We start from the raw sequence: 25,120 nt of genomic DNA, 5'->3' as shown, positions 1-25,120 counted from the left end.
TGGGGAGCCGCAGGCTCTGGGCTTCAGGCCTTGCGGATGAAGCTATCCAGCACCTTCTTGCGGCCGGTCTGGAAATCGATGGTGAGCTTGTTACCCTCGAGCGCGGCGATTTCGCCGTAGCCGAACTTATTGTGGAACACGCGGTCGCCGACCTTGTAGCCCGAGCCGGGGCCGAGATCGACGGAGCGTGCAACCAGCTCGCCTTCGATGGTGAGCGGGCCCGAACCCTTGCGCTGGGCCTGCTGGGCGCGGGCACGCTGCCAGCCTGGGGTTTCGTAGACGCTCTCGAAGGGGTCGACCGACTGGAAGCGGTTGGCGGTGCGCCCGCCATAGCCGTAGCCGCCATAGGAAGAGCCGGTGTCCTTGACCTCCACCACCTCGGCGGGGAGTTCATCGAGGAAGCGCGAGGGGATGGCCGATTGCCAGAGACCGTGGATGCGGCGGTTCTGGGCCAGGCTGATGCGCACGCGCTTGCGGCCGCGGGTGATGCCGACATAGGCGAGGCGCCGCTCTTCCTCGAGCCCGGCGCGGCCGGATTCGTCGAGCGAGCGCTGATGGGGGAAGAGGCCTTCCTCCCAGCCCGGCAGGAAGACGGTGTTGAACTCGAGGCCCTTGGCCGAGTGCAGCGTCATGATGGAAACGGCGTCGTCGGCCTCGAAGCTGTCGCGGTCCATGACCAGCGCGACGTGCTCGAGGAAGCCGCCCATGGTCTCGAATTCTTCCATGGAGCGCACGAGTTCCTTGAGGTTTTCGAGGCGCCCCGGGCTGTCGGCGGACTTGTCGTTCTGCCACATGGCCGTATAGCCGCTCTCATCGAGAATCTGCTCGGCGAGTTCGGCATGCGGGATGGTGCGCAGGCGTTCGGACCAATCGTCGAACTGTCCCACGAGGTCGCGCAGGGTGGTGCGCTGCTTGGATTTGAGCTCCTCGGTCTCGATGAGCATGCGCGTCGCCGAGAGCAGGGGCACGTTCTGGTGCCGGGCGGCATCGAAGAGGATCTTGAGCGTGGAGTCGCCCAGGCCGCGCTTTGGCGTGTTGACGATGCGCTCGAAGGCCAGGTCGTCGGCGGGCTGCGCCACGAGACGGAAATAGGCCAGCGCATCGCGGATTTCCTTGCGCTCGTAGAAGCGCGGGCCGCCGATTACGCGGTAGTTGAGGCCCAGGGTTATGAAGCGCTCTTCGAATTCGCGCATCTGGAACGAGGCGCGCACCAGGATCGCCATGGAGTTGAGCGTTTCGCCCTGGCGCTGGAACTGCTCGATTTCTTCCCCGATCTGGCGGGCTTCCTCCTCGCTGTCCCAGACGGAGGTGACGGCAACCGTCTCACCCTTCTCGGCGACATCGGTGTGTAGGGTCTTGCCCAACCGGCCCTCGTTATGGGCGATGAGATGGCTGGCGGCCGCCAGGATATTGGCGGTGGAGCGATAGTTGCGCTCGAGCCGGATCACCTTGGCGCCCGGAAAATCCTTTTCGAAGCGCAGGATGTTGTCGACCTCGGCGCCGCGCCAGCCGTAGATCGACTGATCGTCGTCGCCCACCACGCAGATATTGGCCTCGTTGGCCGGGCGCCCCTGGGCGAGCAGGCGCAGCCAGAGATACTGGGCCACATTGCTGTCCTGGTACTCGTCCACCAGCATGTACTTGAAGCGCTGGTGATATTCCTCGAGCACCTTCGGGTTCTCGCGGAAGAGCCGGATGCATTCGAGCAGCAGGTCACCGAAATCGGCGGCATTGAGGGTTTTGAGGCGCGCCTGGTAGTCGGCGTAAAGCTTGGCGCCCTTGCCGTTGGCGTAAAAGCCGCTCTCGGCGGGGGTCACGTCCCGGGGAAGCAGGCCCCGGTTCTTCCAGTCGTCGAGCATGCCGGCGAACTGCCGGGCCGGCCAACGCTTCTCATCGATGTTCTCGGCTTCGAGGAGCTGCTTGATGAGCCGGATCTGGTCATCGGTATCGAGAATGGTGAAGGCGGGCTTGAGGTCCACCAGTTCGGCATGGCGGCGCAGGATACGCGCGCCGATGGAGTGGAACGTGCCCAGCCACGGCATGCCTTCGACCGAGGAGCCGACGAGACTGGCGATGCGCTCCTTCATCTCGCGGGCGGCCTTGTTGGTGAAGGTCACCGCCAGGATTTCCGAGCCGCGCGCCTTGCGGGTGGAAAGGATGTGGGCGATGCGGGTGGTGAGGACGCGCGTCTTGCCCGTACCCGCGCCGGCGAGAACCAGCAGCGGCCCGTCGATGGTCAGGACGGCGTCGCGCTGCTCTTCATTGAGCCCCTGCAGATAGTCAGGTCCGCGCCGGCCGAGCTGGCTGGTAATCGGGCCTCCTGCGGACGGGGCGAGTCTTTGCGGTTCAGCGGGCATGCGGGATTGACGAATCTCTTTTTGTTCTCGTTGCGCAATATAGGTGCGGCGGGGGTGAATGTATATGCAGCCGCGACTAGCGAAGGATCACGACCACCGAGCCGGCGGGGAAGTTCAGGCCCTTGGGTGGGAGCTTTTCGATCGAGTCCTGGATGGCCCTGCGGAATTCGGGCCGGCGTTCGTAGCGGGCGAGGGCCTGGCGAACGGCGGCGCAGCGCTGGCCGGCGATCTTGTAGCGATCCTCGCCCGTGACCGCGGGCGTGCAGACGATGGCGAGCGAACAGCCGTTGCGCTTGGCGCGCAGGCCGAGGGCGGCATAGGTCGTGTGTTCCCGGGGTGGGATGGCGGCGCGCTGGGTGGCGACGTTGGCGAAGACGAACTTGCCCGGCGTCGCGCAGGCGTCGGCCGCATGGGCCGGCGCTCCGGCGAAGAGGATCACCATCAGTCCGGCGAGCGCGGCGAGCCATTTCATCATCGTTACTCCTTGGGCGGCGGGAGGGCGGTGGAGTGTCACGGAAGCGTCATCGCCGTGTCACAACCCCGTAGCGCCGCATGCCTATTGCGGGCCCTCATTGATCACCGGAGGGCTCTTCCATGCATACTAAACGTCTTTTGCCGGCACTGCTGGCCACGCTGATGGTCTCGACCACGCCGATCATGGCGGCGGAGGTCTTCAACCGCATTTCCAGCTTCCCGGTTGCCCAGAACAACGAAGCGGCGGAAGCCACCTCGTCCGAAATCATCGTGGCGAGCGAAGATGGCAATACGCTGGTCTATTCGGATAGCCCGGCGGGCGGAATCGGCTTTGTGGATATCACCGATCCCAAGGCGCCCAAGCCGCTCGGCTTCCTTTCGCTCGATGGAGAACCCACTTCGGTGACCATCATCGGCGCCAAGGCCTATGTGGGCGTCAACACCTCCGAGAGCAAGGCGAACCCTTCGGGCAAGCTCGCCGTGGTCGATATCGCCAGCAAGACCGTCGATACCACCATCGACCTGGGCGGCCAGCCCGATTCCACCGCGCACAACGAAGCGGGAACGCTCGTGGCCATCGCCATCGAGAACGAGCGCGACGAAGACCTCAATGACGGCGTCATCCCGCAGATGCCGGCAGGCTATGTGGTGATCGTCTCGGTCAAGGACGGCGTGGTCGATCCGGCCAGCGTCAAGAAGGTGGACGTAACGGGCCTCGCCGCCATCGCGCCGGAAGATCCCGAGCCGGAATTCGTGGATTTCAACGGCAATGACGAAATCGCGTTGACGCTTCAGGAGAACAACCACATCGTCATCATCGACGGCAAGACCGGCACGGTGACGGCGAATTTCCCGGCCGGCTCGGTCTCGCTCGAAGGCGTGGACACCAAGAAGGACGGCGCCCTCAAGTTCACCGGCAAGATGGAAGACGTGCCCCGCGAGCCGGATGCCGTCCACTGGATCGACAACGATCGCTTCGCCATCGCCAATGAAGGCGACTGGAAGGGCGGTTCGCGCGGCTTCTCGATCTTCAAGAAAGACGGCACGCTGCTCTGGGATTCGGGCACGCAGCTCGACGACACCGCCGCCCAGCTCGGCCACTATCCGGATGCCCGCAACAAGAAGGGCGTCGAGCCGGAAGGCCTTGAAGTGGCCAAGTTCGGCGACACCACCTATATCTTCGTGACCGAGGAGCGTTCCTCGCTCGTCGCCGTCTACAAGGACAACGGGCCGGACGCGGCGCCCGAATACATCCAGTCGCTCCCCTCGGGCATTTCGCCCGAAGGCATTGTGGCGATCCCCTCGCGCAACCTCATCGCCACCGCCAACGAAGCCGACCTGCGCGGCGACGGCCTCATCGGCTCGCACGTGATGGTCTATGAGCTCGCCGAAGGCGAGGCGGCGTTCCCGCAGATCATCTCGGACATGGACGAAAAGGGTCGTCCCATCGGCTGGGCGGCGCTCTCGGCCCTTGTGGGCGATGCCGAAAAGCCCGGCATCCTCTACGCCGTCAGCGACAGCGTGCTTTCGGCCCAGCCCTCGATCTACACGATCGATGCCAATGCCACGCCCGCCCGCATCACCCACAAGACGGTGGTGACCCGTGGGGGCGACGCTGCCCAGAAGCTCGACCTCGAGGGCATCGCGCTCGACGGCAAGGGCGGCTTCTGGCTCGCCTCGGAAGGCAATAGCGACAAGCTCGTGCCGCACGCGCTCTACCACGTCGATGCGGATGGCAAGATCCTGGCGGAAGTGCCGTTCCCGGCCGAACTGCTGGCCAACGAGATCCGCTTCGGCACCGAGGGCATCACGGCCGTGGGTTCGGGCGACGACATGACGCTCTGGATCGCCATCCAGCGCGAGTGGAAGGATGACCCGAAGGGGCAGGTCAAGCTTCTGGCCTACAAGCCCGCCAGCAAGGAATGGGGCGCGGTGCGCTACCAGCTCGACGCTCCCTCCGAAGGCGCCTGGGTCGGCCTCTCCGAGATCACCGCTCACGGCGACTACGCCTACATCATCGAGCGCGACAACCAGATCGGCGAGAAGGCCCAGCTCAAGAAGCTCTATCGCGTCAAGCTCGCCGACCTCGTGCCGGCCAAGCTCGGCGGGGAGCTGCCGGTGGTCGCCAAGGAAGAGTTCCACGACATCCTTGCCGACCTCAAGGCCGGCAGCGGCTACGTGGTCGACAAGGTCGAGGGCTTCGGCATCGACGCCAATGGCGTGGGGTACCTGGTCACCGACAATGACGGCGTGGATGACTCCTCGGGCGAGACCTATTTCTGGTCGATCGGCGAAGTGAAGTAATCGCGTTCAAAGCAAAATCGCGTGAGAGGCCGGGCAGAAGTGCCCGGCCTCTTGTATTTGGTGCGCTGCGCCAAATTCTTGCCCCGGCGGGCACTCATGCGGGGTGACGGAATGTGGCGACTTCCCTACACTCCGGCAAAATTCAGGTGACTCGGTACGTGCTCAACCGCATTTTCATCGTCGTTGGTATCCTGGCGATCCTGGCCTTGGCGGCAGCGTTCATCGTGCCGCGCTTCATCCAATGGGGCGATTACCGCGGGCGCATGGAGGCGATGGCCACCGAGGCGCTGGGGACCCAGGTCGAGATCCTGGGCGATATCCGCTTCAACCTGCTGCCCGCACCGCAACTGGAGTTCGCCGATGTGGCGGTGGGCCCTGCCGATGCGCCGGTGCTCAAGGTCGGGCACGTCAAGGCCGACTTCTCGCTCGTCGATTTCCTGCGCGACCATTATTCGGTGACGAGCCTGGTGCTCGACCAGCCGGTGCTCAACCTCGCCTTCGATAACAATGGCATCTTCGTGAGCGGGCTCAACCTGCCCGAGCAGGTGACCACCTCCAACATCTCGGTCAGCAAGGCGACGGTGGTGGGCGGCGCGCTCAACGTGGCGGATTCCCGTTCGGGCGAGACCATGAGCCTTTCCGAGCTCGATGGCGAACTCAAGCTCCAGGCGCTGCGCGGCCCGTTCGCGTTTTCCGGACGCGGCGTCATCGGGCAGGAGCGCTATTCGCTGCGGGTGACCACTTCGGCCATGGACAGTGACGGTTCGACCCGCCTGACGGCCTTTGCCCAGCCCGAGAGCAAGGCATTCTCGCTCGGGGCCGAGGGCCTCTTCTCCACAGGCCAGGCGCCGCGCTTTGCGGGTGACATCACCTTCCGCCAATCGCCGCCGCCGGCCGACCGGGCCGAAGGCGTGCGCGGGGACCTGGTGCTGACCAGCAAGGTCGAGGCCAATACCGACCAGGTGCAGATGACCTCGTTCACGCTCGTGCCCGACGAGAACCGCACCGGCACGCGGTTGACGGGCAGCGCCATCATCAAGCTGGGGGAGAGCCGCAGTTTCGATGCGACGCTTTCGGGCGGGGTGGTGGCCCTGCCGCCGCGCGATGCGACCAAGGAGGAGGGCGTGCAGCCCTACGAACTGGTGCGCCTGCTCGGCGAGCTGCCGCCCCCGCCGGTGCCGCCCATGCCCGGCACGATCGCGCTCGACCTGGCCGAACTCGACATGCGCGGGGTGAACCTGCGCGATATCACGGTCAAGGCGAGCTCGGACGGGAAGGGCTGGAGCGTCGACAGCATGACCGGCCGGCTTCCGGGGGATACGCAGGTCAAGCTCAGCGGTCGTCTGGCGTCCGTCGAGGATCGGCCCAGCTTTGCGGGCCGGTTCGGCATTTCGACCTCGCGGCTCGATGCCCTGGCGGCGCTCTGGCGCAAGCCCGCCGACAACAATCCGCTTTTCAACGTCCCGGCTTCGTTCGAGGCAGGCGTCGAACTGGATGGCGACGACCTGCGGTTCAAGGAGGGCGTGTTCACGCTCGATGAAGGCCGGCACGCCGTTTCCGGTGCGGTGGGGTTCGGGCCCGAGCGGCAGCTCGACGTCGTGGCCAAGTTCTCGGCGCTTTCGGCTGCCGACAGCACGGCGCTGGCCGCGCTTTTGCCCGAAACCGGGGCGGGCGGCGGCTTCGCCGTGACGTTCCCCGAGGGGCACCTGACGGCCAGTGCCCAGAGCGTTGCGCTCTCCGGCCTCGAAGGCACGCAACTGGTGGCCAATGCAGCCTGGGGACCGGACGGGATCGACGTGACGCAGTTCTCCGCCCAGGATCTCGGTGGGGCGCGCCTTGACCTCAACGGCAAGCTTGCCGGCACGCTTGCCGAACCGCGCGTGGCGGCGAGCGGAACGGTGCTCGTCACCGATCCTGACGCGCCGATCCTGGCGTTGGCGCAGGATGCGATGTCGGCGCCTCCGGCGGTTCGGGCGGCCATGGCCCGGGCGCTGCCGGCCGATCTCAAGGTGACGCTCGAGCCGCCCGGCGACCAGGGCGGACAGGTGCTCACCGTTACCGGCACCACCGGCACGGCCGACCTCGGCTTTTCGGCGCAACTCGGCCAGGGGCTCGCCAAGGCTCTGGAGGCTCCGGTTTCGATAACGGCCGAGTTGGCCTCGGACGATCCGGCGGCGTTGACCGAGCAGCTCGGGCTCGGGCCGACGAGCCTCTTCCCCGAAGGCCAGCCGGTGCGCATGCGCGTGGTTCTGGAGGGCTCGCCGTCCAACAGTTTCGAAACCTCGATCTCGGCCACCGGCGGCGGGGACAGCATGGAGTTCACCGGCAATATCGTGGCCGCCGACCCCAGTGCCCTCAAGGGAGCCGGGGATGTGAAAGTGGCGCTTTCCGATGCCTCACCGCTCGCCGAACTGCTGGGCGCCGGCGGTGTGCACGTGCCGCCGATCTCGGGCGGCGCCAAGCTCACCTGGAGCGGGGACAAGAGCCTGGCGCTCAGCGAGATCACGGGAACGTCGGGCGGGCAGGATTTCAGCGGCACGCTTCGGCTCGAGCGCCAGGGCGCGCTGGGTTCGGTCACGGGCGACATCAGGCTGGGCTCCACCGACGTGGCTTCCCTGGCCGGGCTGATCGCCGGGCCTGCCGCGCTCATTCCGGCGGCCGACGGCGTCTGGCCGGAAGGCCCCATCGCCGTGGGCCAGGCGGCGCGCACGACGCGCGGGGACATCGCCATTGCCGTGCCCAGTCTCGATGTCGGCGGGCGGACCGCCATTACCGACGCGCGGTTCAACCTCTCCTGGGACGAGAGCAACATGCGCCTGCGCAACTTCACCGGCACGCTCGGCGGGGGCACGGTGGGGCTGGAACTTGCCGTCTGCTGCAGCGGCACGAGCGCCGAAAAGCAGGCCAGCGGGCGCCTCAACGTCGAAAAGGTCGAGATCGACGCGCTGCTGCCACCGGGCTCGGCAGGCGCGCTTGGCGGGACCATTACGGGCGGGGCGCAGTTCAATGGCACGGGCGACAGCATCGCGGCGATGTTCAGGACGCTGGCCGGCGAGGGGAGCTACACCATCGATGGGCTTTCGATCGCGCGGCTCGATCCGAAGGTGTTCGAGACGGTGGCCGGGCTCGACAATATTCTCGAGCTGGAGCCCGATGCCCTGACTTCGATCGTGGCGCTGGCGCTCGACCGGGGGCCGTTCGCCGCGCCCTCGCTTTCGGGGGCGTTCACCATTGCCGGCGGTACGGTGCGCTCGCAGAACCTTTCGGTGCAGAGCGGCAACGCCCAGCTCTTCGGCGGCACCTCGTTGCGGCTGGCCGATCTCGGGCTGGACGGCTCGTTCTCCCTGACGCCGACCGAGACGGTCGATGCTGCCGGGCTGATTTCGCCCACCACCTCGCAGGTGACCGCCGTGCTTTCCGGCTCGCTCACCAATCCGCAGCGCAAGCTCGACCTCGGGGCGATGGTGGATGCGATCAAGGTGCGGGCCTATGAACTGGAAGTCGACCGGCTCGAACAGTTGCGTGCCGAGGACGAAGCGCGCCAGAAGGCCGCCGCCGAGGAACGGGCGCGCCTGATCGCGGAGCAGAAGAAGGCCGCAGAGGAAGCGGCGGCAAAGAAGGCGGCCGAAGAAGAGGCGGCGCGCAAGGCGGCCGAGGAAGCAGCGGCCAATGCTGCCGCGCAGTCATCGCCCGTGCCGCAGACCCCGCCGGTTTCGAGCCCGAGCACCGATATCACCGGTTCGCCGATGACGTTTCCGCCGCTCGACCTGCAGCTCACGCCCTCGACGCCGGCCGGCCAGTAACTAGCTGCCGGCTTGCTGCTGATACCAGCGCAGCACGGCTACGCGCACGGCCGAGGAGAGATTGGGCTCCTCGCGCGCTTCGTCGATATCGCGGATCAGGGCGGCCAGGGGCAGGTTGCGTTCGGCCGACATGGCTTCCAGCCCCGCCCAGAACTCGGCCTCGAGAGCCAGGCTGGTGCGGTGGCCGGCAATGGTCAGGGAGCGCTTCTGCAAAGCGCGCGATCAGGGCTTCTTGCGGAACGCGTCGAGGCTGACGACCTTTTCGGCCGCGTTTTCGGCGGCGATGGCGGCGGCCGGTTCCTCGGCGGCGACATCGTCTTCGTCCTCGCCCTCGGCGGCTTCGCCTTCATCGGAAGGATCGAGCGCCAGTTCGGGCTCGAACTGCAGGCCGAACTGCACGGAAGGATCGAAGAAGCCCTTAACGGCCGAGAAGGGGATGACCAGCATTTCGGGCTGGCCGTCGAACGAGAGCCCGACTTCGAACGCGGTCTCGGTGACCTTGAGGTCCCAGTACTGGTTCTGCAGGACGATGGTCATTTCCTTGTCGTACTGCGCGAGCAGCCGCTCGGACAGGCGCACGCCCGGCGCGCGCGTGACGAAGGAGATGAAGAAATGGTGTTCCCCGGGCAAGCCAGTCCGCGCGACTTCCGAGAGAACCTTGCGAACTACGCCACGCAAGGCTTCCTGAGCCAGAATGTCATAGCGGATGAGATCTTCGGCCATCGGCGCGCCTTGTCTTAACGGGAGAGATTCGAGGCCCCCATACAGCCCAAACAGGGGGGATAATTCAAGCGCAAACAGCAGGGCAGGCCGTGAAGGGAAGTGCAGGCTTCTGTTGCCAGGTGCCTGCGAACCCCGCCTCCTACCTGCTACAGCAGGAGGGCTTTATTTCAGGCGATCGCGCCGCATTACGCAGCGAGAGCAACCTTAGCATAGTTGTCGTTGGCAACTATAAAGATGGCCCGATGTCGGCGGGTACCATACCGAGCGAAAGCAACACCCTTTACGCCCTCGTCGATCCTATTTCGCCCCCGCAGGCCCCTGCCGCGACAGGGGAATTGGTGGAGGCGCCGGGTACTGCCCCCGGGTCCGATGGGTTTATTATGATGGCCGTTTATCGCCATAGCCGTTGCCGGCAGCTTCAATATAAGGGCCGGCGGAGCGGGATGCAAATGCCGGTTGGCGGATTTCGACAGCGTTACTGGATGTTACCGCATTCGAGCTGGGAGAGCGCGTCGGCGTAGCGCGCCTGCATGGCCGGGTGGGGCGGCGCCAGGCGCACGAGCGCAAAGACGTTGTTCTGGGGCGATTCGACGATGAGCAGGCCCTCGGCGACATCGAGCTGCTGCTGGGCGAGCAGGCGGGTCTGGGCCGCGTTGAAGATGCCCAGGTCGAGGTTCTGCCCGACGCCGTCGCGGTTGGTGGTCGAATAGATCACCGCGCCGGCCCGGTTATAAACCGCAATGGACCAGAAAGCGTCCGGCAGGGTGCCTGAAAGCACGCCGGGGCCATCGGCCAGGTTCACCTGGCACACGGCATAGACCATATCCGGATCGAGCCGCAGCGGATTGGGCTCGCCGGGCTTGGGCACGGGCAGCACCACGGGCTTGTCCACCGCCTCGAGCGCGGCGACGCGGCTCCACACGTCTTCGGTGGCGAAATAGGGCAGGGCCAGGATCACCACGATATGGATGATGCCGCCCAGCAGGACGCCGGCCAGCAGCCAGAGGAGGGTGCGGATCATGCGCAGTCCTCCCGGTCGATGGCCGGAAGGGTGTCCGCACCCGAGCCGACGCCGCCGAACGCGGCGGTGTCGTAGAGGGTGAGCGCCAGGCTGAACGGGCCGTCTCCGGTGATTTCAAGCCAGTTGAGCGGGGAGAGGCGCTTGCCTACGAAGATCACGGCAGTGCCATCCTCGTTGCGGGCGAGGCGGGCGCTGTGCATGGCCTCCTCGCCCTCGGAACGCGCAATGTTGGTGCCGTCCTGGGCCTCGGCGACCAGCGTCCAGAAACTCGCGACGGGCGTGGTGCCGTGGACGCGATAGGTGCAGGCGCGGTCGAGCGGGCGCCCCTGGCTATCGGTCGAGGCGACGAATTCCAACCCCTCGCTCTGGCCCAGTTGCAGTGCCCCGGTGCGGGCGATATGGGCGCGGGTATAGGGGTCGGGAGTGGGCGAGCCGGCGGCCGGCCAGGCGGCCCAGGGGCCGACGCGGTAGGCGCCGAACAGGCGTCCGTCCGAAAGCGCGTACCAGGAAAGGCCGAAGCCCACCGCAAGTGCAACCGCGAACATCAAGAGCAGATGGGTGAGGAAGCGCACGCGTCAGTGATCCGGCGTCGATTGCGATACGACCAGGGTGGCCGAGCCATTGGAAAGCTGGATTGATTTGAGCGCGTTGTCGAGCAGGTCCGCAACGTCGAGCAGCTTCTGGGCGGCGGCGGGCTTGAGCGCAGGCGGCCGTTCCTCGACGGGTGGCGTGGGCGTCGTGGCCTCGGCCTGAACGATCTCGGGCTGGGTGGGCGTGAAGTCGACCCCGAACACCGGCTTGATCTCCACATTGGTGTGGGCATAGGCCATGAACTTCTGCCAGGTCATGGCCGGCAGCGTGCCCCCGGTGAGATTGTTGGTCGGGCGATAGTCGTCATTGCCGAACCAGACGGCGGCCACGTAATTGCCGGTGAAGCCGCAGAACCAGGCGTCGCGGTAGGAACTGGTCGTGCCGGACTTGCCCACGGCCGGGACGCCCGGAATGTCGGCGCGCCGGCCGGTGCCCGAGGTCACCACGGCGCGCATCATCTGGTTCATGTAGGCGACGGTCTGCTCGGAAAGCACGCGCTCGCGGTGGGCATCAGGATCGGCCTCGTAGACGAGGTCGCCGCGCAGCGTATTGATGCGGGTGATGCCGAAGGCGGGGGTTTTGTAGCCATCGTCGGCGAACACCGAATAGGCCGAGGCCATGTCGAGCACGCTCACCGAGGCCACGCCCAGCGCCAGGGACCGGGTCACCTCGAAATCGTTGGTGATGCCCATGCGGTGGGCCATGTCGGCAATGGGCTGGCGGCCCGTCTTGATCGAGAGGGTCACCGGCACGGTGTTGATCGACTGGGCGAAGGCCGAGATCAGCGAGACCCGGCCCTTGTAGTTGCGCCCATAATTCTGCGGGCACCAGTTGCCGATGCAGACGGGGTGGTCGTCGATTGTGGAGGTGGGCGTGAGGCCCAGGTCCTCGAATGCGGTCGAATAGACGAAGGGCTTGAAGGCCGAACCGGGCTGGCGGTTGGAGACGATGGCGCGGTTGAACTGGCTCTTGCCGTAGTCGAGCCCGCCGACCATGGCGCGGATCGAGCCATTGGGCTCGGTCACCACCATGGCCGCCTCGGTGACCTTGTAGGCCGCGCCCTGTTCGCGAATGACCGAGGTCACGGCGTCCTCGGCATAGGACTGAAGCACGGGGTCGATCGTGGTGCGCACGATGAAGTTGTTGGAGTCCGGGCGGTTGGCGACGATGGTCTTGACCTGGTCGAAGGCCCAGTCGAGGAAATAGTTGGGCGAATTGAGCTCGGCCACGCGATCCACCGGCGTTGCCGGATTGCGGCGGGCTGCCGTCACCTGGCCTTCGGTCAGGTAGCCGGCGTCGACCATGTTGGAGAGCACCTGGTTGGCGCGGCCGCGCGCGGCGGCGAGATCGACATGCGGGGCATATTTGGTCGGTGCCTTGTAGAGGCCCGCCAGCATGGCGGCTTCGGCCAGGTTGATGTCGGTCACCGGCTTGCCGAAATAGTATTCGGCCGCCGCCGTGACGCCGAAATTGCCTCCGCCCATATAGGCACGGTCGAGATAGAGCTTGAGGATCTGGTCCTTGGTGTAGTGCGCTTCCAGCCAAAGGGCGAGGAAGGCTTCCTTGATCTTGCGCTCGAGCGTGCGCTGGTTGGACAGGAAGAGGTTCTTGGCGAGCTGCTGGGTAATCGAGGAGCCGCCCTGGAGCGAGGAATCGCCCTGGGCGTTGGAGACGAGCGCGCGCAGCGTGCCCATCACGTCGATGCCGAAATGGTCGTAGAAGCGCCGGTCCTCGGTGGCGAGGGTCGCCTTGATCAGGTAGTCGGGCAACTTGTCGAGCGCCACCGAATCGTCGCTGCGAATGCCGCGCCGCCCGACCTCGTTGCCATAGCGGTCCAGGAACACCACCGAGATATCCTCGGCCTTGTTGAACTGGCCCGAGGCGGTGGCGTCGAAGGCAGGGAGGGCGAGGGCTGTCATCAGCACCAGGCCGATGGTCCCGAAGGTCAGGGCGTCCGAGAACAGCTCGACGAACAGACGCTTGATGCCCGAGACGCGAAAAATCGACATGAAGTCGCGAAAGCGCGTATAACCGCGGCCGAGCGCATGCCAGGATTCATAAAGGGTGGAATCGAGCCAGGCGTCGGCCGCCAGCATGCGGCCCTTCTTCTGGCGCTTTTCCTTGTGGTAGAACGGATCCTGCATCCGAAATTCCCTTAGCGCGCCCGTGCCACGGATTCTCCCGGTTTCGGCCACATTGGCAAGGCGCTCGCTGGATTATGATTGGCGGCTCGCGAGCGCAAGTGCAAAGCCGCCATACCCTAAGAGAATTGACGTTAACGACATGCCCTTCTGGGAAGAAAAATCGCTATCGCAGATGAACGACGCAGAGTGGGAAGCCCTCTGCGACGGCTGCGGTCGCTGTTGCCTGGTCAAGCTGGAAGACGAGGATAGCGGCGAGATCATCACATCCGACGTGCGCTGCAAGCTGCTCGATGGCGACACCTGCGCCTGCACCGACTATCCCAACCGCAAGGCCAAGGTGCCCGACTGCATCAAGCTGACGCCGGAAAACGTGCTGACGATCCCATGGATACCGCGAACCTGCGCCTACCGGCGCCTGGCCGAGGGCAAGGGCCTGGCCTGGTGGCATCCGCTCATCGCGGGCGACATGCAGGCCATCGAGGACGTGGGCGTCTCGGTGCGCGGGCGCACGGTGAGCGAACTCGAGGTGCAGCCGGGCGAGTGGGAAGACCATGCGGTCGACTGGCCCGAATACGAGCCGCCCGAGGATATCTGAGGGCGTGCGCCGGGCTTATTGAGACGGGTTGCCAACAGCGGGGACGCAGGGCCCATCACGGGCCGGTCTCCGTGCCGCTATTGTCGGGTATCCGCGGCCAAGGAGCACCCGATGAGCGCGACCTTCTGGAATTTCTTCTGGACCATCGTCTCGACCTTTGTGGTCCTGGCCTATTTCATGCTGGTCGTGTTCGTCTTCGCCGACATCATGCGCGACCGCACGCTGAGCGGCTGGGCCAAGGCCGGCTGGACCATCATCCTCATCATCCTGCCGTTCCCGACGGCGCTGGTCTACCTGATCGTGCGCGGGGACAGCCTGCAGCAGCGCGAGATGGAGCGTGAGCGCGCCATCGCCGAGCGGGCCGACGAATACATGGTCAACGCCATCGGCAAGACGCCGGCCGACCGGATCGCTGCGGCCAAGAACCTCTATGACGAGGGCGCCATCACCGAAGCCGAGTACGCCAGGCTCAAGACCATGATCCTTGCCGGCAACTGAGCGCGCTTGCCCGTTCCCGTCCCCGCCGCTACCAAGGGCGCGAGGGGAGGGCCGGACATGCAGGCCAAAGGCGTTCGGGCGCAATATCTCGACCTGCTCAAGACCTTGCTGGTCGTGGGCATGGTCCTGGCACATGTAATCCAGCTCATCGGGATCAGGGTGCGACCGATTCCGTTCTCGAACGGATTTTCCGATTTCATCAATCTGGTGACCTTTTCCGGCTTCATGCTGGCCTTCGGCATCGGGGTTGGATTGTCGCGCGGCGCGGCCAGGCCGCTTTCGGCACGGTCCAAGCCTGTCTGGATGATGCTCGCGGCCAGCTACGTGTCGGCCTTTGCCTTCGTGCTGCTGGTGGATCGGCGCCCGCTCTCGCCCGAGTTGCTTGTCGACCTGCTTTCGCTGCGGGTGCTCTATGGTTGGAGCGAATTCCTGGCGAGCTTCTTCGTGCTCTATCTGCTGCTGGTGGTGGCGCGCCCGGCGCTCGTCGCCATCGCCGGGAAGTGGTGGTTGCTCACCGTGGCGATCGCGCTCTGCTTCGCCTCGACGTTCGTTACGACCTCGGTCAACGTGCCGCTGTCGGCGACCATCGTCGCCAATACCAACTACGCCAACTTCCCGTTGCTGGCTTACCTGCCGTGGTTCCTCTTCGGCATCCGGCTGGGCCAGGAGGGCGGGCGGCTGCGCTGGTGGTACTGGCCGGTGGCGCTCGTGGCGACCGGGTACTTCTATTGGCAGACGGCGCAAGCGGGCGGCTTTCCCTCGCGCTTTCCGCCAAGCATCGCCTGGGTCATCGGACCTGCCGCGTTCCTTCTGGCCTATGTGGCGCTCTCGCAGGCCATTGCGCATTTCGCCTTGCCCGCGGTCATCCTGACGCCGGGGCGACATGTGCTCATGTACCTGGTCCTGAGCAACTTCATCATCTTTGCCGCGCGCAATCGCTTCGGACAGCCCATCCACCAGTTCTGGCAGGCGGCGCTCGTCGCTATCGCGATTCTCCTCGCCATCACCGTTTTCGCGCTCGCCTACGAAGCCTGGGGCAGACGTGGACGCGCCGAGGTCCTTGTCGGGCAGGCCGGCTGAGAGCTGCAAGCCACCGTAATCCTTACGCAATGATGGGCGCGCTGTTGGCCGGGTGACGGTGCCGGAAAGCGGTGGCTTGACTCTCCGTCTTAGTGTGTTACTAATGTACTACACTATGCAGGCAACACACATGAACCAGTGGAACGAGACCCAACCCATTTTCATCCAGATCCGACAACGGATCAGCCAGATGATCTTGCGGCAGGAAGTGAAGGAGGGTGAGGCGCTGCCTTCGGTGCGCCAGATCTCGGCCGATCTCTCGGTCAATCCGCTGACCGTGACAAAGGCGTACCAGTCCCTGGTCGATACCGGGATTGTCGAAACCAGGAGAGGACTAGGCATGTTCGTGCAAGAGGGCGCGCGACCCAAGCTTTTGGCACAGGAGCGCGAGAAATTCCTCACCGAGGAATGGCCGCGTATCAAGGCGCAGATCAAGGCGCTCGAGCTGAACATCGACGAACTGCTCAAGCAGGAAGAACCCAAGGCAGGAGCACAGTGATGAGCAACGCCGTAACCACTATCGAAACCGCCAGTGCCGAACCGATCGTGCATGCCCGTGGCCTGCGCAAACATTTCGGCAAGACCGAAGTCCTGCACGGGCTCGACTTCGACATTCCGCCCGGCCGCATCTATGGCCTGATCGGCCATAACGGGGCGGGCAAGACCACAACTCTCAATGCGCTCCTGGGCCTCACCAGCGCCGAGGGCACCATCCGGGTGCTCGGCAAGGATCCGTTCGCCCATCGCGCCGAGCTGATGGAGAACGTCGCCTTCATCTCCGATGTGGCGAGCCTGCCGCGCTTCCTGCGCGTCCGCGAGCTCTTCGCGCTCCTCACCAATATCCATCCCAATTTCGACCAGCAGAAAGCCCGGACGTTCCTGGAAGGAACGGACGTCAAGATGGAAGCCAAGATCAAGCAGCTCTCCAAGGGCATGATCGCTCAGCTTCACCTGGCCGTGGTGATGGCGATCGACGCCAAGCTGCTGGTGCTGGACGAGCCCACGCTCGGGCTCGACATCACCTACCGCAAGCGCTTCTACCGCCGCCTGCTCGAGGACTACATGACCGAGGAACGCACGCTCCTCATCACCACCCACCAGGTGGACGAGATCGAGTTCATGCTGTCCGACATCATGTTCATCCGCGATGGCGATCTGGTGCTGCACATGCAGATGGAGACGGTGAGCGGCAAGTATGCGCAACTGATCGTGGGGCCCGACCACCTGGAAGCGGCGCGCGCTCTGCGCCCCATCTACGAGGAAACCCGGTTCGGGCAGACGGCCATGGTCTTCGATGGCGTGGACCGTTCCGAACTCGAAGCGCTCGGGCAGGTGTCCACCCCGACGCTGAGCGATCTCTTCGTCGCCCTCATGCAGCGCACGCCCAGCAATTCCGGAGCCGGCCAATGAAATCGTTCGTTGCCCTGGTCAAGCGCGAATACCTCGAACACCGGGGCGCGTTTCTCTATGGCCCGCTGCTCATCATAGGGTTGCTGGTGGCGGGAACGGTGATGCCGTTCCTGGTCGGACGCTTCCGTGCCGACTATTTCGGCGACCAGATCGAGGGGACGCTCAAGTTCTACGAGGTGGCCTTCATCGCCGCCATCGGCGGCTGGACGGTCTACCTGATCATCACGCTCTTCTTCTACTACGCGGACGCGTTCTCGGCGGACAAACGCAACAACGCCATGCTGTTCTGGAAGTCGATGCCGGTAAGCGACCTCAAGATCCTGTCTTCCAAGATGACGGCCGGGCTCACCGTGTTTCCGGCTCTGGTGTTCGCGGCGATGCTGTTCTCGGGGGCGTGGGCCTATGTGATGGCGCTGATGGTCCACGCGCAGTTCCCGCTGTTCGCCGCGCCCGATTTCCTGGCCGCCTTCAACAGCTTCTGGCGCCTGGGGCTGGTCGCGATCGTGTTCCTGGCACTGGTGCTGCTGTGGATCGCGCCGCTCCTGGCCTGGGTGGGGGCACTCTCGACGGTGGTGGGTCGCTGGGCCATGCCGCTGGCGGCGCTGATCCCTGCGATCCTGGTGCTGCTCGAGAACGTCTTCTTCAAGGGCCCCGACGGGGGCGTGATCTTCAACTACCTGCGCTACCGGGCTGATTTCGCCTGGGCCAGCAACGCGGTGCGCAACCAGATCCTGACGCTGGGGCCGGTGGACATGGTCCGCTTCACCGCAGACCTCCTCAGCCACGTCAACTGGGTGCAGATGGTCGCCGGCTGGGCCTTCGCGGTTGTGGTGATTGTCCTGGCGAGCGAATATCGCCGCCGGACCCTCGATTGATCGAACGCGGATGCGCTGGCCTCAGGGCCAGCGCACGCCCGTCATCTCCTCGGACACTTCCCACAGGCGCTTGGCGATATCCGGGTCCTTCGCGCGGTCGATCGGCTGCACCAGCTTGGGGTAGCCGCGCATCTCGTTGGCGCCGTCCGGTCCGAAGTACTGCCCGCCTTCCACGCCCGGCGCCGTCGCCGCGTAAAGCTCGGGCAGGGCGCCCTGTTCGGCCGGCTGGGCCACGAACATGTTCGTCAGCCTGAGCAGCCAGGCGAGGGGGCCCCGGGGGCCAGCCGACTGCAGGTTGGTCGCCGCGTAGCCCGGATGGGCCAGCACGCTCTTGATAGGCAGCCCCTGCGCCTTCAGGCGCCGGTCGAGCTCGAGCGCGAAATAGACATTGGCGATCTTGGATTGCGAATAGGCGCCGGTGCGCGAATAGGTCTTGACCGCGCCCAGGTCGTCGAAATGGATGTGGCCGCGCTTGTGCAGGTCCGAGGTCATCGTCACCACGCGCGCGTCAGGCCGCCCCTCCAGCGCCGGCAGCAATTGCAGGGTCAGCGCGAAATGGGCCAGGTGGTTGGTGCCGAACTGCAGCTCGAAGCCCTGCTTGGTCAGCTGGCGTGGCGGCATCATGATCCCGGCATTGTTGATGAGCACGTCGATCGGGCGGCCGCTCGAGACGATGGATCGCGCAAATTCCCCGACCGAGTTGAGATCGGCCAGATCGAGCGCCGCCACTTCCAGCTTCGCGCCCGGAACTGCCGCCGCGATAGCGTCGCGGGCGCCCTGGCCCTTTGCCGCGTTGCGGACGGCCATGATCACCGTGGCCCCGTGCCGGGCAAGCTCGAGGGCCGTCACATAGCCCAGCCCGCTATTGGCGCCTGTGACGATGAAGGTGCGTCCGGTCTGGTCGGGTATGTTATCGGCAGTCCAATGGGCCATGGTCGATTCCAATCGGGTTCGATATTATCTGAACAATGTTAAGTCAGCGATTTTAACGCTGTAAAGATGCACGTGCGATGACAAACGGTAAAGCGGACATTTCTCCGCGCCAGAGCTATCACCACGGAGACCTGCGCGAGGCGCTGATCCGTGCCGCCGATGCCATCCTCGCCGAAAACGGGGTGGAGGGCTTTACGCTGCGCGCCGCGGCGCGAAGGGCAGGGGTTTCGGCGGCGGCGCCGGCCTATCATTTCGCCAGCGTGCGGGGGCTGCTCACCGAGATCGCCATCCTGGGCTACGAGGAATTGCGCCGCTACGTCGAGCTCGCCGATTTCGCCGGCAGCGGCACGGCCCTGCTGCGGGCGCAGGCGGCGGGCTATGTGCGTTTCGCGCTCACCCATCCCGGGCGCTTCCGCGTGATGTTCCGGCCCGACCTGCACCTGCCTGAAGAGGAGCGCCTGCACGAGGCGGCTTATGCGGCGATGGGGCAGATCGCGCTGACAGTCGGGCGGATCAACAGCCTGCCGCTCGATCCGGCGGACCGCCGCATCATGGCGCTCACGGTCGCTGCCTGGTCGCAGGCGCATGGCATTGCGCAGCTTTTTCTGGATGGCAAGCTTTCCGGCTTTGCCGGCGCCGCCACGCCCCTGGCGGCGGCCGACGAGTTGCTCGAGGACATCCTGCTCGCAGCGTGGCCCGACCGCGACGAGAAATAGGGTTCCCTTGCCCGCCGCGACCCGTTAAGAAGCCGCTCCCTTCGATCTCCCTCACGTTTGCGGTGGCGCCATGACCCTCAATTGCGGCCTTGATTTCGGCACGTCCAATTCGACCTTGGGCGTGGCCGCCAATGGCGTGCCCCAGCTGTTGCCGCTCGAGGATGGCAAGCAGACCATTCCGAGCGCGATCTTCTTCTCGTTCGAGGAAGACGCCACCTATTTTGGGCGCAAGGCGCTTTCGGAATACGTGACTGGCGGGGACGGGCGCATCATGCGGGCGCTCAAGAGCGTGCTGGGCACCAGCCTCATCAACGACAAGACGCGCATCAAGAAGAACCTAGTGCCGTTCACCGATATCCTCGGCTTCTTCATCGCCGAGCTCAAGCAGCGCGCCGAGGCGGCGCTCGACGGCGAGCTCGACCAGGTCGTCGTGGGGCGGCCCGTACGCTTCGTCGACGAGGATGATGTCGCCGACGCGCAGGCGCAGGCCCAGCTCGAGGCCGCTGTGCGCCAGCAGGGCTACCGGCACGTCGAATTCCAGTTCGAGCCCATCGCCGCCGCGCTCGACTATGAGCGCACGGTCGAGCGCGAGGAGCTGGCGCTGGTCGTCGACCTTGGCGGCGGCACCTCCGACTTCACCGTGATCCGGGTGTCGCCCGAGCGCGCCCGCTCCACCGAGCGGGCGGGCGATATCCTGGCGACGGCGGGTGTCCACATCGGGGGCACCGATTTCGACCGGCTGCTGTCGCTGGGCAAGGTCATGCCGATGCTCGGCTACCAGACCGAAACCGCCGACCACAAACGCGTCCTGCCTTCGGCGCCCTATTACGACCTGGCCACCTGGCACCGCATCAACCGCCTCTACAATGCCAAGACGCTTTCCGAATTGCGCAGCACGCGCAACGAGGCCGAGCATCCCGAACTCGTCGAACGCATGATCGACATCGTCGACAATCGCCTCGGACATCGTCTCGGCGCCACGGTCGAGGAGGCCAAGATCGCGCTTTCGGATGCCGAGGCGGTGGATTTCACGTTCGAGGGACACGAGCACACCATCGGCACGCGCATCTCGCGGGACGATTTCAATGCCGTCCTCGAAAACTCGGTGGGCCGGCTCAGGGCCACCATCCAGGCGACGCTCTCGCAGGCGGGCGTGGGGCCGGAGGCCATCGAGACGCTCATCCTTACCGGCGGCTCGACATTGGTGCCCGCCATTGTTTCGGCCCTGGGCGAGATGTTCCCTGCCGCGCGCACGGTGCGCACAGACGTGCTCGGCAGCGTCGGGCTCGGCCTGGCGCTAGACGCCTCGCGCCGCTTCTAGCCGCGTCTCGGGAAAACCGGCCTCCGCCACGCGCGTGCAGAGGTCGGACCATTCGCACGACGCACAGGCCGCGCGGCTCTCGCCGGCCGCGAACGCGTTTCGCATCCTCACCAGAAGGCTCGCCGAGAGGCTGAGCTTGTCGCCCGGCGCGACCGCGCGCCCGAGAATCTCTGCGACTGCCAGCGCCGCCAGCCGGTCGCGCTCGATGACGCTTTGGCGATGGCAATGCGGCTCGGCCCCATCGAGGAGCGGGGCGCAGACATCGTCCGGGCCGTCGATGAGCTGGATGTCTTCGCCCGCGCCGAGGCGGGCGATGATCCGGTCGTAGTTGGCGGTGAAGGCCTTCGAATAGCCTTCACCGACATAGGTCAGCATGCACAAGAGGTGATGTGCGCGCAGCCGAACCGTCACGAGCGACGTGCCTGGACGGTGTCGATGCCCTTGAGCGCGGCCGCGTGGAGGCCGGACTTGAGGACGGCGCCCACGATGAAGGGCGTCACGCCGGCGGCCAGCGCCTGCTCGAAGCCGATCATGCTGGCGAGATAGGCCCCACCGACGACGAAGCAAAGGGCGTTGCCCATCGCTGCGGCCAGGAAGCTGCGCACGACGTTGCTGCCGCTCCAGCCGCGTTCGGCCAGCCAGCCGACCAGCGCCGCCACCACCGGGAACACCCAGAGATAGCCCGCGGTGGGACCGGCGAAATGGGCAAAGCCAGCGGCGCCGCCGGCGAGCACGGGCAGGCCGATCATGGCTTCCATCAGCCAGGCCATCACCGTGATGGCGCCCAGGCGCCAGCCATAGAGCGCGCCGACGAGCGTGACGGCCAGCGTCTGCATGGTCATGGGCACCGGCACCATGGGCACTTCCACCTGCGAGGAAAGTGCCAGGACTGCGGTGCCAGCCACCACCGCCGCCGCCTTGACCGCCAGCGACCGCGTCCCCAGCGCCAACGGATCACCGGCGCGGCGAAGGGTCGAGGTATCGATTCCAGACATGAGAGCTCCTGTGAGAAATTATAGATAATTTGGTTCTCTGATAAGAGAAGGAGTCCACATAATCTATAAAATGGCAAGAGCAGTGATTGAGGCGTGTGGATAAGGTGGGGCGTGTGCATGGAATGCCTCGGATCTTGGTCGCTCCCGCCCGCCTCCCTCCCCCTTGTGGGGAGGGATCGAGGGTGGGGGGTGGCAAGAGACACCGAGGGCGGGCTACCCCCACCCTTGTTGCCTCCCCACAAAGGGGGAGGGAGACCTGCCGGTTAATACGTCGCCCCAAGCGCTCGCGCATTTTCGATATCTCCCCACCACCCATTCCCTCTTCCCTGGCGAAGGCTGGGGCCCAGGAATCTATCCCCACCCAAGAGCGGTGAAGCGGACCCCGGCCTGCGCCGGGGAAGACACCGGGGAGTGGGGCGGAGCGAGCGCGTGCCACGCCAATCTCGACAAAGCTCCAGAACACTTATCCCCGCACACCACCCCTCCCGCATACTTTCCCGATCCCTCCGCCAACGGCGAGGCACGGTACGCGGTGCTGCGGCGGCTGGCGTCAGGACTGGGTGCAGGAAAGTCGACAGCCTGCATCTTGCTCTGCCGCCAGGATCTGGGAGTTGGGGGAAGTCCGGGGGCGCCTGGGCTTACGGCCTAAGTGTGACGTGACCGGCCCGGAGTGCGCTCGCGGGCAACTTGCGTGGACGGGCTCGTAGAAACCCCAAACGCTCAAGGGGCGAGGCGATGCCTCGCATAACCGCTAGCATCCATAGACTTGAGGCAAACCTCGCCCCGAGCCGCCAATGAACTACCCCGAACCCGACCGGAGCGATCCGAGCCGGCGTTTCGGCATGCCTAGATGACACCGGCTTCGATGATGTTCAGTGTCCCCGCGTCACAGTCAATTTGGGCCAGGGCTCCCAGCGGCAGGGTAAGCATGGGCTGGGTGTGCCCGAAATCGAGGCCTGAAAGTACCGGCAAAGCCGTGAGGCCTGCCTCGCGGAGAGCGGTTACTGCGGAATCCTCCAGGGCGGCGCGGTAACCAGGATCCTCGCCCGGATCGGGACGGGCGAGGAGCAGGCCGTTGAGACGCTGGAGAATGCCCTGCGCCGCGAAGTTGCGTAGCCAGTAACGCACGAAGTTCGGCGATGGGCGATCCTCGGAGGTTTCGTAGACAAGAATGGCGCCATCCCAGAATTCGGGTGGTGGCCATCAGGGCGTGCCCTTGGCCATCTCGAGAACTTCGGCGCAGCCGCCGATCAAGGGGCCGGTGGCTTGCCCTGTCCCTTGCAGGATGACCGATGGGTCCGTCCTGCAGAGGACCCGCCGCTGCTCCTGTAGAGCCGGATTGCTCCAGTCGAGGCGTTCGGCCGTCCACCCCTCGGTGTTGCGCGGTACGACCCCGATAGGGTTGGTCGAGAACAGGGCGCGTCGCAGGGCGTCGCGCGTATAGGCATGCATGCCGCCGTTCTCGGCGAGGCCAGCCATTATGCTCGGTCCGTAGAACGAGACGAGGCCGGCTGCCTGACAGGCCAGGTGCAGGCTCGTGGTGTCGGAAAAACCCATGAAGACCTTGGGATTGGCAGCGATGACGTCGAGGTCGAGATGGGGAAGCAGGCGGATGGAATCTTCCCCGCCGATCGTGGCAAGAATGCCCGCGATACCCGGGTCGGCAAAGGCGATCATGAGATCTGCTGCGCGCGCGGCGGGGTTGGCGGCGATCCAGTCGGGAGACGCCAGGGCGTGAGGCATCTCGACGAGTGTCACGCCGAAATCCGTCTCGAACTGGCGCTTGCCGGCAGCGTAGCGATGCGGAAACGCCCCAGGGCCGCCCCAGGACGGCGACACCGCCGCAATGCGATCGCCCGGGCGAAGCCGGTGTGGGCGCATCAGCGGGCGCTGGAAACCACCCGCCATCAGACGCCGCGCCCCGCTACGAGGAAGTCGGCGCGGGAGCGCGGGTCGGTTGCCAGGTAGAGGTCGGCGCTGGGGAGGTAGAGCTCGCGCCAGTTCATCACGTCCGACTGGCCATCGCGCAGGGTGCGGGCGGCGAAGGTGGTGGCGCGGTCGCTTTCGACGAAAAGGCGCAGGTCGTAATGGTCGGCCAGCAGCGGATCGAGCGTGGCGCAGCCTTCCACGATCACCGGGCCGCGGCGGGCGAGGGTGGTGGTCTGGCGGCTCAGTCGTCCCGTCTTCCAGTCGAAGGGCAGGTAGGTGCAGGTGCCGGTCCGGCGCAGGTCGCGCACGGCGCTGCGGAAGTCGTCGACGCGGAAATAGGGGAACGGATAGGCCGGCCCGAGGCTGCGCTGGCGCATGCGGCGGGGCAGGACGAAGTCGTCGAAAGGCAGGATATCGAGGTCGAACGTGCTGGCAAGACGCGCGGCCAGGGTCGACTTGCCCGAAACCGGCAGGCCGTCGATGGCGATCAGCTGCGCCCGCTCGATGCGCTCGCGCAGGACCGCGACGACTTCATCGAAGCGCAGCAAATCACGTCCTCCCGGCAGGGAGGATAGGTGCATTCGCCGGGCCAAGGCAAACGCTTATGAGGGCCGTCAGCCTTCGATCGAGAAGACTTCGCGCACGCCGCCCGAGGCCAGCCGCACCGGGCGCTGGCCGATCCACTGGACGTGGCGCGAGAGGATGGCGACGGCGTTCTCGACCTGGCCGGCGCGGAGCGCCGCGAGGATGGCGCGGTGATCGTGGTCGGTGCGCGTTTCCCAGGTCGAGCGCCAGGTGGCGAAGAGGAAGCGGGCGCTCATGGCGTGCAGGTCATCGATCGCGGCGAGCAGGCGCGGCATGTTGCAGGGCGCCAGGATCGTGCGGTGGAAGGTGCGGTTGGCCTCTTCCCAGGAGCGCACGTCGCGGGAACGGTCGCCGGCGAGCGTGGCCTGCTCGGCTTCATCGAGGATGGCGGCGGTGAGGCGTGGGGCGGCATGGCGCAGGGCCAGGCCTTCAAGGGCTGCGCGCATCTCGGCCACTTCGCGCACGCTCGCCAGGTCGAACGAGGCGACACGGACGCCCCGGCGCGGCTCGCTGGCGACCAGCCCCTGGGCTTCGAGGCGCCGGAAAGCCTCGCGGACCGGCACATGGCTGGCGCCGAACTCCTGGGCGATGTGGTCCTGGCGCAGCCGCACGCCCGGCTCGAGCGCGCCGGCGACGATGCGCTCGGCAAGGGCCCGGGTAATCCGCCCGGCTACGGTGTCATCGCGATCGCCACTGGTCATGCGCCGTTGATAGTCGGGCGGCGCAATGGTGTCGAGGTGCGCCGGGATCCGGTGCATGGAGCCCA

Annotated in this window: 23 protein-coding genes, 1 other RNA gene and 1 pseudogene; 10 read left to right on the top strand and 15 right to left on the bottom strand. The window is 65.8% G+C overall.

Annotated features, from left to right (window positions below; genetic code table 11):
• Nucleotides 1-23: 23 nt before the first annotated feature.
• Complete coding sequence (locus FNA67_RS14845; protein WP_049705896.1) at nucleotides 24-2,357, bottom strand: ATP-dependent helicase; 2,334 nt, start codon at nucleotides 2,355-2,357, stop codon at nucleotides 24-26.
• A 76-nt stretch (nucleotides 2,358-2,433) separates the two neighbouring features.
• Nucleotides 2,434-2,832: a hypothetical protein gene (locus FNA67_RS14840; protein ID WP_049705895.1), complete on the bottom strand. Its 399-nt coding sequence runs from the start codon at nucleotides 2,830-2,832 to the stop codon at nucleotides 2,434-2,436.
• Between the two features lie 119 nt (nucleotides 2,833-2,951).
• Here FNA67_RS14840 and FNA67_RS14835 point away from each other — a divergent pair, with 119 nt between their 5' ends.
• Both FNA67_RS14835 and FNA67_RS14830 read left to right on the top strand, forming a co-directional pair.
• Nucleotides 2,952-5,135 (top strand): esterase-like activity of phytase family protein, encoded by a 2,184-nt coding sequence (locus FNA67_RS14835; protein ID WP_147656608.1) that lies wholly within the window; start codon nucleotides 2,952-2,954, stop codon nucleotides 5,133-5,135.
• 158 nt (nucleotides 5,136-5,293) lie between these two features.
• Nucleotides 5,294-8,938 (top strand): AsmA family protein, encoded by a 3,645-nt coding sequence (locus tag FNA67_RS14830; protein ID WP_170267324.1) that lies wholly within the window; start codon nucleotides 5,294-5,296, stop codon nucleotides 8,936-8,938.
• On the opposite strand, the gene FNA67_RS14825 is transcribed toward FNA67_RS14830, so the two are convergent.
• The 6 genes from FNA67_RS14825 to FNA67_RS14800 form a co-directional block, all read right to left on the bottom strand.
• Nucleotides 8,939-9,151 carry a ribbon-helix-helix domain-containing protein gene (locus FNA67_RS14825; protein WP_049705892.1) on the bottom strand — a complete coding sequence of 71 codons (213 nt, stop codon included), beginning with the start codon at nucleotides 9,149-9,151 and terminating at the stop codon, nucleotides 8,939-8,941.
• A gap of 9 nt (nucleotides 9,152-9,160) precedes the next feature.
• Nucleotides 9,161-9,661 (bottom strand): SspB family protein, encoded by a 501-nt coding sequence (locus tag FNA67_RS14820; RefSeq protein WP_049705891.1) that lies wholly within the window; start codon nucleotides 9,659-9,661, stop codon nucleotides 9,161-9,163.
• 98 nt (nucleotides 9,662-9,759) lie between these two features.
• Nucleotides 9,760-10,114: a transfer-messenger RNA gene (gene ssrA / locus FNA67_RS14815) on the bottom strand.
• 22 nt (nucleotides 10,115-10,136) lie between these two features.
• On the bottom strand, nucleotides 10,137-10,682 hold the full coding sequence (locus FNA67_RS14810) for a DUF1254 domain-containing protein (RefSeq protein WP_147656604.1): 546 nt from the start codon (nucleotides 10,680-10,682) through the stop codon (nucleotides 10,137-10,139).
• On the bottom strand, nucleotides 10,679-11,254 hold the full coding sequence (locus FNA67_RS14805; protein ID WP_147656602.1) for a DUF1214 domain-containing protein: 576 nt from the start codon (nucleotides 11,252-11,254) through the stop codon (nucleotides 10,679-10,681). The genes FNA67_RS14810 and FNA67_RS14805 overlap by 4 nt, the downstream gene beginning before the upstream one ends.
• A 3-nt stretch (nucleotides 11,255-11,257) precedes the next feature.
• Nucleotides 11,258-13,417 (bottom strand): transglycosylase domain-containing protein, encoded by a 2,160-nt coding sequence (locus FNA67_RS14800; RefSeq protein WP_053167939.1) that lies wholly within the window; start codon nucleotides 13,415-13,417, stop codon nucleotides 11,258-11,260.
• Between the two features lie 139 nt (nucleotides 13,418-13,556).
• Between FNA67_RS14800 and FNA67_RS14795 the strand changes: the two genes are divergently transcribed.
• From FNA67_RS14795 to FNA67_RS14770, 6 genes are all read left to right on the top strand, one after another.
• The gene (locus FNA67_RS14795; protein WP_147656600.1) at nucleotides 13,557-14,012 is read left to right on the top strand and encodes a YcgN family cysteine cluster protein; all 456 of its coding nucleotides are present in this window, start codon (nucleotides 13,557-13,559) and stop codon (nucleotides 14,010-14,012) included.
• Nucleotides 14,013-14,123: 111 nt separating this feature from the next.
• On the top strand, nucleotides 14,124-14,510 hold the full coding sequence (locus tag FNA67_RS14790) for an SHOCT domain-containing protein (RefSeq protein WP_049705887.1): 387 nt from the start codon (nucleotides 14,124-14,126) through the stop codon (nucleotides 14,508-14,510).
• A gap of 57 nt (nucleotides 14,511-14,567) precedes the next feature.
• Nucleotides 14,568-15,590, top strand: coding sequence for a hypothetical protein (locus tag FNA67_RS14785; RefSeq protein WP_147656598.1), 1,023 nt, complete (start codon nucleotides 14,568-14,570; stop codon nucleotides 15,588-15,590).
• A gap of 130 nt (nucleotides 15,591-15,720) precedes the next feature.
• Nucleotides 15,721-16,089: a GntR family transcriptional regulator gene (locus tag FNA67_RS14780; protein ID WP_145976760.1), complete on the top strand. Its 369-nt coding sequence runs from the start codon at nucleotides 15,721-15,723 to the stop codon at nucleotides 16,087-16,089.
• The gene (locus FNA67_RS14775) at nucleotides 16,089-17,000 is read left to right on the top strand and encodes an ABC transporter ATP-binding protein (RefSeq protein ID WP_049705885.1); all 912 of its coding nucleotides are present in this window, start codon (nucleotides 16,089-16,091) and stop codon (nucleotides 16,998-17,000) included. Before FNA67_RS14780 ends, FNA67_RS14775 begins: the two co-directional genes overlap by 1 nt.
• On the top strand, nucleotides 16,997-17,875 hold the full coding sequence (locus FNA67_RS14770) for a hypothetical protein (RefSeq protein WP_147656596.1): 879 nt from the start codon (nucleotides 16,997-16,999) through the stop codon (nucleotides 17,873-17,875). Before FNA67_RS14775 ends, FNA67_RS14770 begins: the two co-directional genes overlap by 4 nt.
• Nucleotides 17,876-17,896: 21 nt before the next feature.
• On the opposite strand, the gene FNA67_RS14765 is transcribed toward FNA67_RS14770, so the two are convergent.
• Nucleotides 17,897-18,808: an oxidoreductase gene (locus tag FNA67_RS14765; protein WP_147656593.1), complete on the bottom strand. Its 912-nt coding sequence runs from the start codon at nucleotides 18,806-18,808 to the stop codon at nucleotides 17,897-17,899.
• 77 nt (nucleotides 18,809-18,885) lie between these two features.
• Here FNA67_RS14765 and FNA67_RS14760 point away from each other — a divergent pair, with 77 nt between their 5' ends.
• Entirely contained in the window at nucleotides 18,886-19,524 is a 639-nt protein-coding gene (locus tag FNA67_RS14760) for a TetR/AcrR family transcriptional regulator (RefSeq protein WP_147656591.1), read from the top strand.
• A 70-nt stretch (nucleotides 19,525-19,594) separates the two neighbouring features.
• A complete protein-coding gene (locus tag FNA67_RS14755) occupies nucleotides 19,595-20,845 on the top strand; it encodes an Hsp70 family protein (RefSeq protein ID WP_147656589.1) in 1,251 nt (416 codons plus the stop codon).
• On the opposite strand, the gene FNA67_RS14750 is transcribed toward FNA67_RS14755, so the two are convergent.
• The 6 genes and pseudogenes from FNA67_RS14750 to FNA67_RS14730 form a co-directional block, all read right to left on the bottom strand.
• Complete coding sequence (locus FNA67_RS14750) at nucleotides 20,822-21,256, bottom strand: DUF1284 domain-containing protein (RefSeq protein ID WP_147656587.1); 435 nt, start codon at nucleotides 21,254-21,256, stop codon at nucleotides 20,822-20,824. The genes FNA67_RS14755 and FNA67_RS14750 overlap by 24 nt on opposite strands.
• Complete coding sequence (locus FNA67_RS14745; RefSeq protein ID WP_147656585.1) at nucleotides 21,253-21,840, bottom strand: biotin transporter BioY; 588 nt, start codon at nucleotides 21,838-21,840, stop codon at nucleotides 21,253-21,255. The genes FNA67_RS14750 and FNA67_RS14745 overlap by 4 nt, the downstream gene beginning before the upstream one ends.
• Before the next feature lie 846 nt (nucleotides 21,841-22,686).
• Nucleotides 22,687-23,019: pseudogene (locus tag FNA67_RS22120) on the bottom strand (S66 family peptidase); the annotation flags it as partial.
• A 24-nt stretch (nucleotides 23,020-23,043) separates the two neighbouring features.
• Nucleotides 23,044-23,748: a S66 family peptidase gene (locus tag FNA67_RS14740; protein WP_210246387.1), complete on the bottom strand. Its 705-nt coding sequence runs from the start codon at nucleotides 23,746-23,748 to the stop codon at nucleotides 23,044-23,046.
• Nucleotides 23,748-24,317: a uridine kinase family protein gene (locus FNA67_RS14735; RefSeq protein ID WP_147656583.1), complete on the bottom strand. Its 570-nt coding sequence runs from the start codon at nucleotides 24,315-24,317 to the stop codon at nucleotides 23,748-23,750. The genes FNA67_RS14740 and FNA67_RS14735 overlap by 1 nt, the downstream gene beginning before the upstream one ends.
• Nucleotides 24,318-24,383: 66 nt before the next feature.
• Nucleotides 24,384-25,055, bottom strand: coding sequence for a GntR family transcriptional regulator (locus tag FNA67_RS14730; RefSeq protein ID WP_049708049.1), 672 nt, complete (start codon nucleotides 25,053-25,055; stop codon nucleotides 24,384-24,386).
• Nucleotides 25,056-25,120: the final 65 nt, after the last annotated feature.

The organism is Youhaiella tibetensis, assembly GCF_008000755.1.
Taxonomy (GTDB): domain Bacteria; phylum Pseudomonadota; class Alphaproteobacteria; order Rhizobiales; family Devosiaceae; genus Paradevosia; species Paradevosia tibetensis.
Note: the sequence above shows the minus strand (reverse complement) of the source record. Positions and strands in the feature narration are given on the sequence as shown.

Bases quoted from the DNA above. Each gene is read 5' to 3' on its own strand.
- FNA67_RS14770 (WP_147656596.1), top strand. From the start codon at position 16,997: ATGAAATCGTTCGTTGCCCTGGTCAAGCGCGAATACCTCGAACACCGG.
- FNA67_RS14795 (WP_147656600.1), top strand. From the start codon at position 13,557: ATGCCCTTCTGGGAAGAAAAATCGCTATCGCAGATGAACGACGCAGAG.
- FNA67_RS14730 (WP_049708049.1), bottom strand. From the start codon at position 25,055: ATGACCAGTGGCGATCGCGATGACACCGTAGCCGGGCGGATTACCCGG.
- FNA67_RS14790 (WP_049705887.1), top strand. From the start codon at position 14,124: ATGAGCGCGACCTTCTGGAATTTCTTCTGGACCATCGTCTCGACCTTT.
- FNA67_RS14760 (WP_147656591.1), top strand. From the start codon at position 18,886: ATGACAAACGGTAAAGCGGACATTTCTCCGCGCCAGAGCTATCACCAC.
- FNA67_RS14810 (WP_147656604.1), bottom strand. From the start codon at position 10,682: ATGATCCGCACCCTCCTCTGGCTGCTGGCCGGCGTCCTGCTGGGCGGC.
- FNA67_RS14840 (WP_049705895.1), bottom strand. From the start codon at position 2,832: ATGATGAAATGGCTCGCCGCGCTCGCCGGACTGATGGTGATCCTCTTC.
- FNA67_RS14820 (WP_049705891.1), bottom strand. From the start codon at position 9,661: ATGGCCGAAGATCTCATCCGCTATGACATTCTGGCTCAGGAAGCCTTG.
- FNA67_RS14845 (WP_049705896.1), bottom strand. From the start codon at position 2,357: ATGCCCGCTGAACCGCAAAGACTCGCCCCGTCCGCAGGAGGCCCGATT.
- FNA67_RS14785 (WP_147656598.1), top strand. From the start codon at position 14,568: ATGCAGGCCAAAGGCGTTCGGGCGCAATATCTCGACCTGCTCAAGACC.
- FNA67_RS14740 (WP_210246387.1), bottom strand. From the start codon at position 23,748: ATGGCGGGTGGTTTCCAGCGCCCGCTGATGCGCCCACACCGGCTTCGC.
- FNA67_RS14775 (WP_049705885.1), top strand. From the start codon at position 16,089: ATGAGCAACGCCGTAACCACTATCGAAACCGCCAGTGCCGAACCGATC.
- FNA67_RS14745 (WP_147656585.1), bottom strand. From the start codon at position 21,840: ATGTCTGGAATCGATACCTCGACCCTTCGCCGCGCCGGTGATCCGTTG.
- FNA67_RS14780 (WP_145976760.1), top strand. From the start codon at position 15,721: ATGAACCAGTGGAACGAGACCCAACCCATTTTCATCCAGATCCGACAA.
- FNA67_RS14835 (WP_147656608.1), top strand. From the start codon at position 2,952: ATGCATACTAAACGTCTTTTGCCGGCACTGCTGGCCACGCTGATGGTC.
- FNA67_RS14755 (WP_147656589.1), top strand. From the start codon at position 19,595: ATGACCCTCAATTGCGGCCTTGATTTCGGCACGTCCAATTCGACCTTG.
- FNA67_RS14765 (WP_147656593.1), bottom strand. From the start codon at position 18,808: ATGGCCCATTGGACTGCCGATAACATACCCGACCAGACCGGACGCACC.
- FNA67_RS14800 (WP_053167939.1), bottom strand. From the start codon at position 13,417: ATGCAGGATCCGTTCTACCACAAGGAAAAGCGCCAGAAGAAGGGCCGC.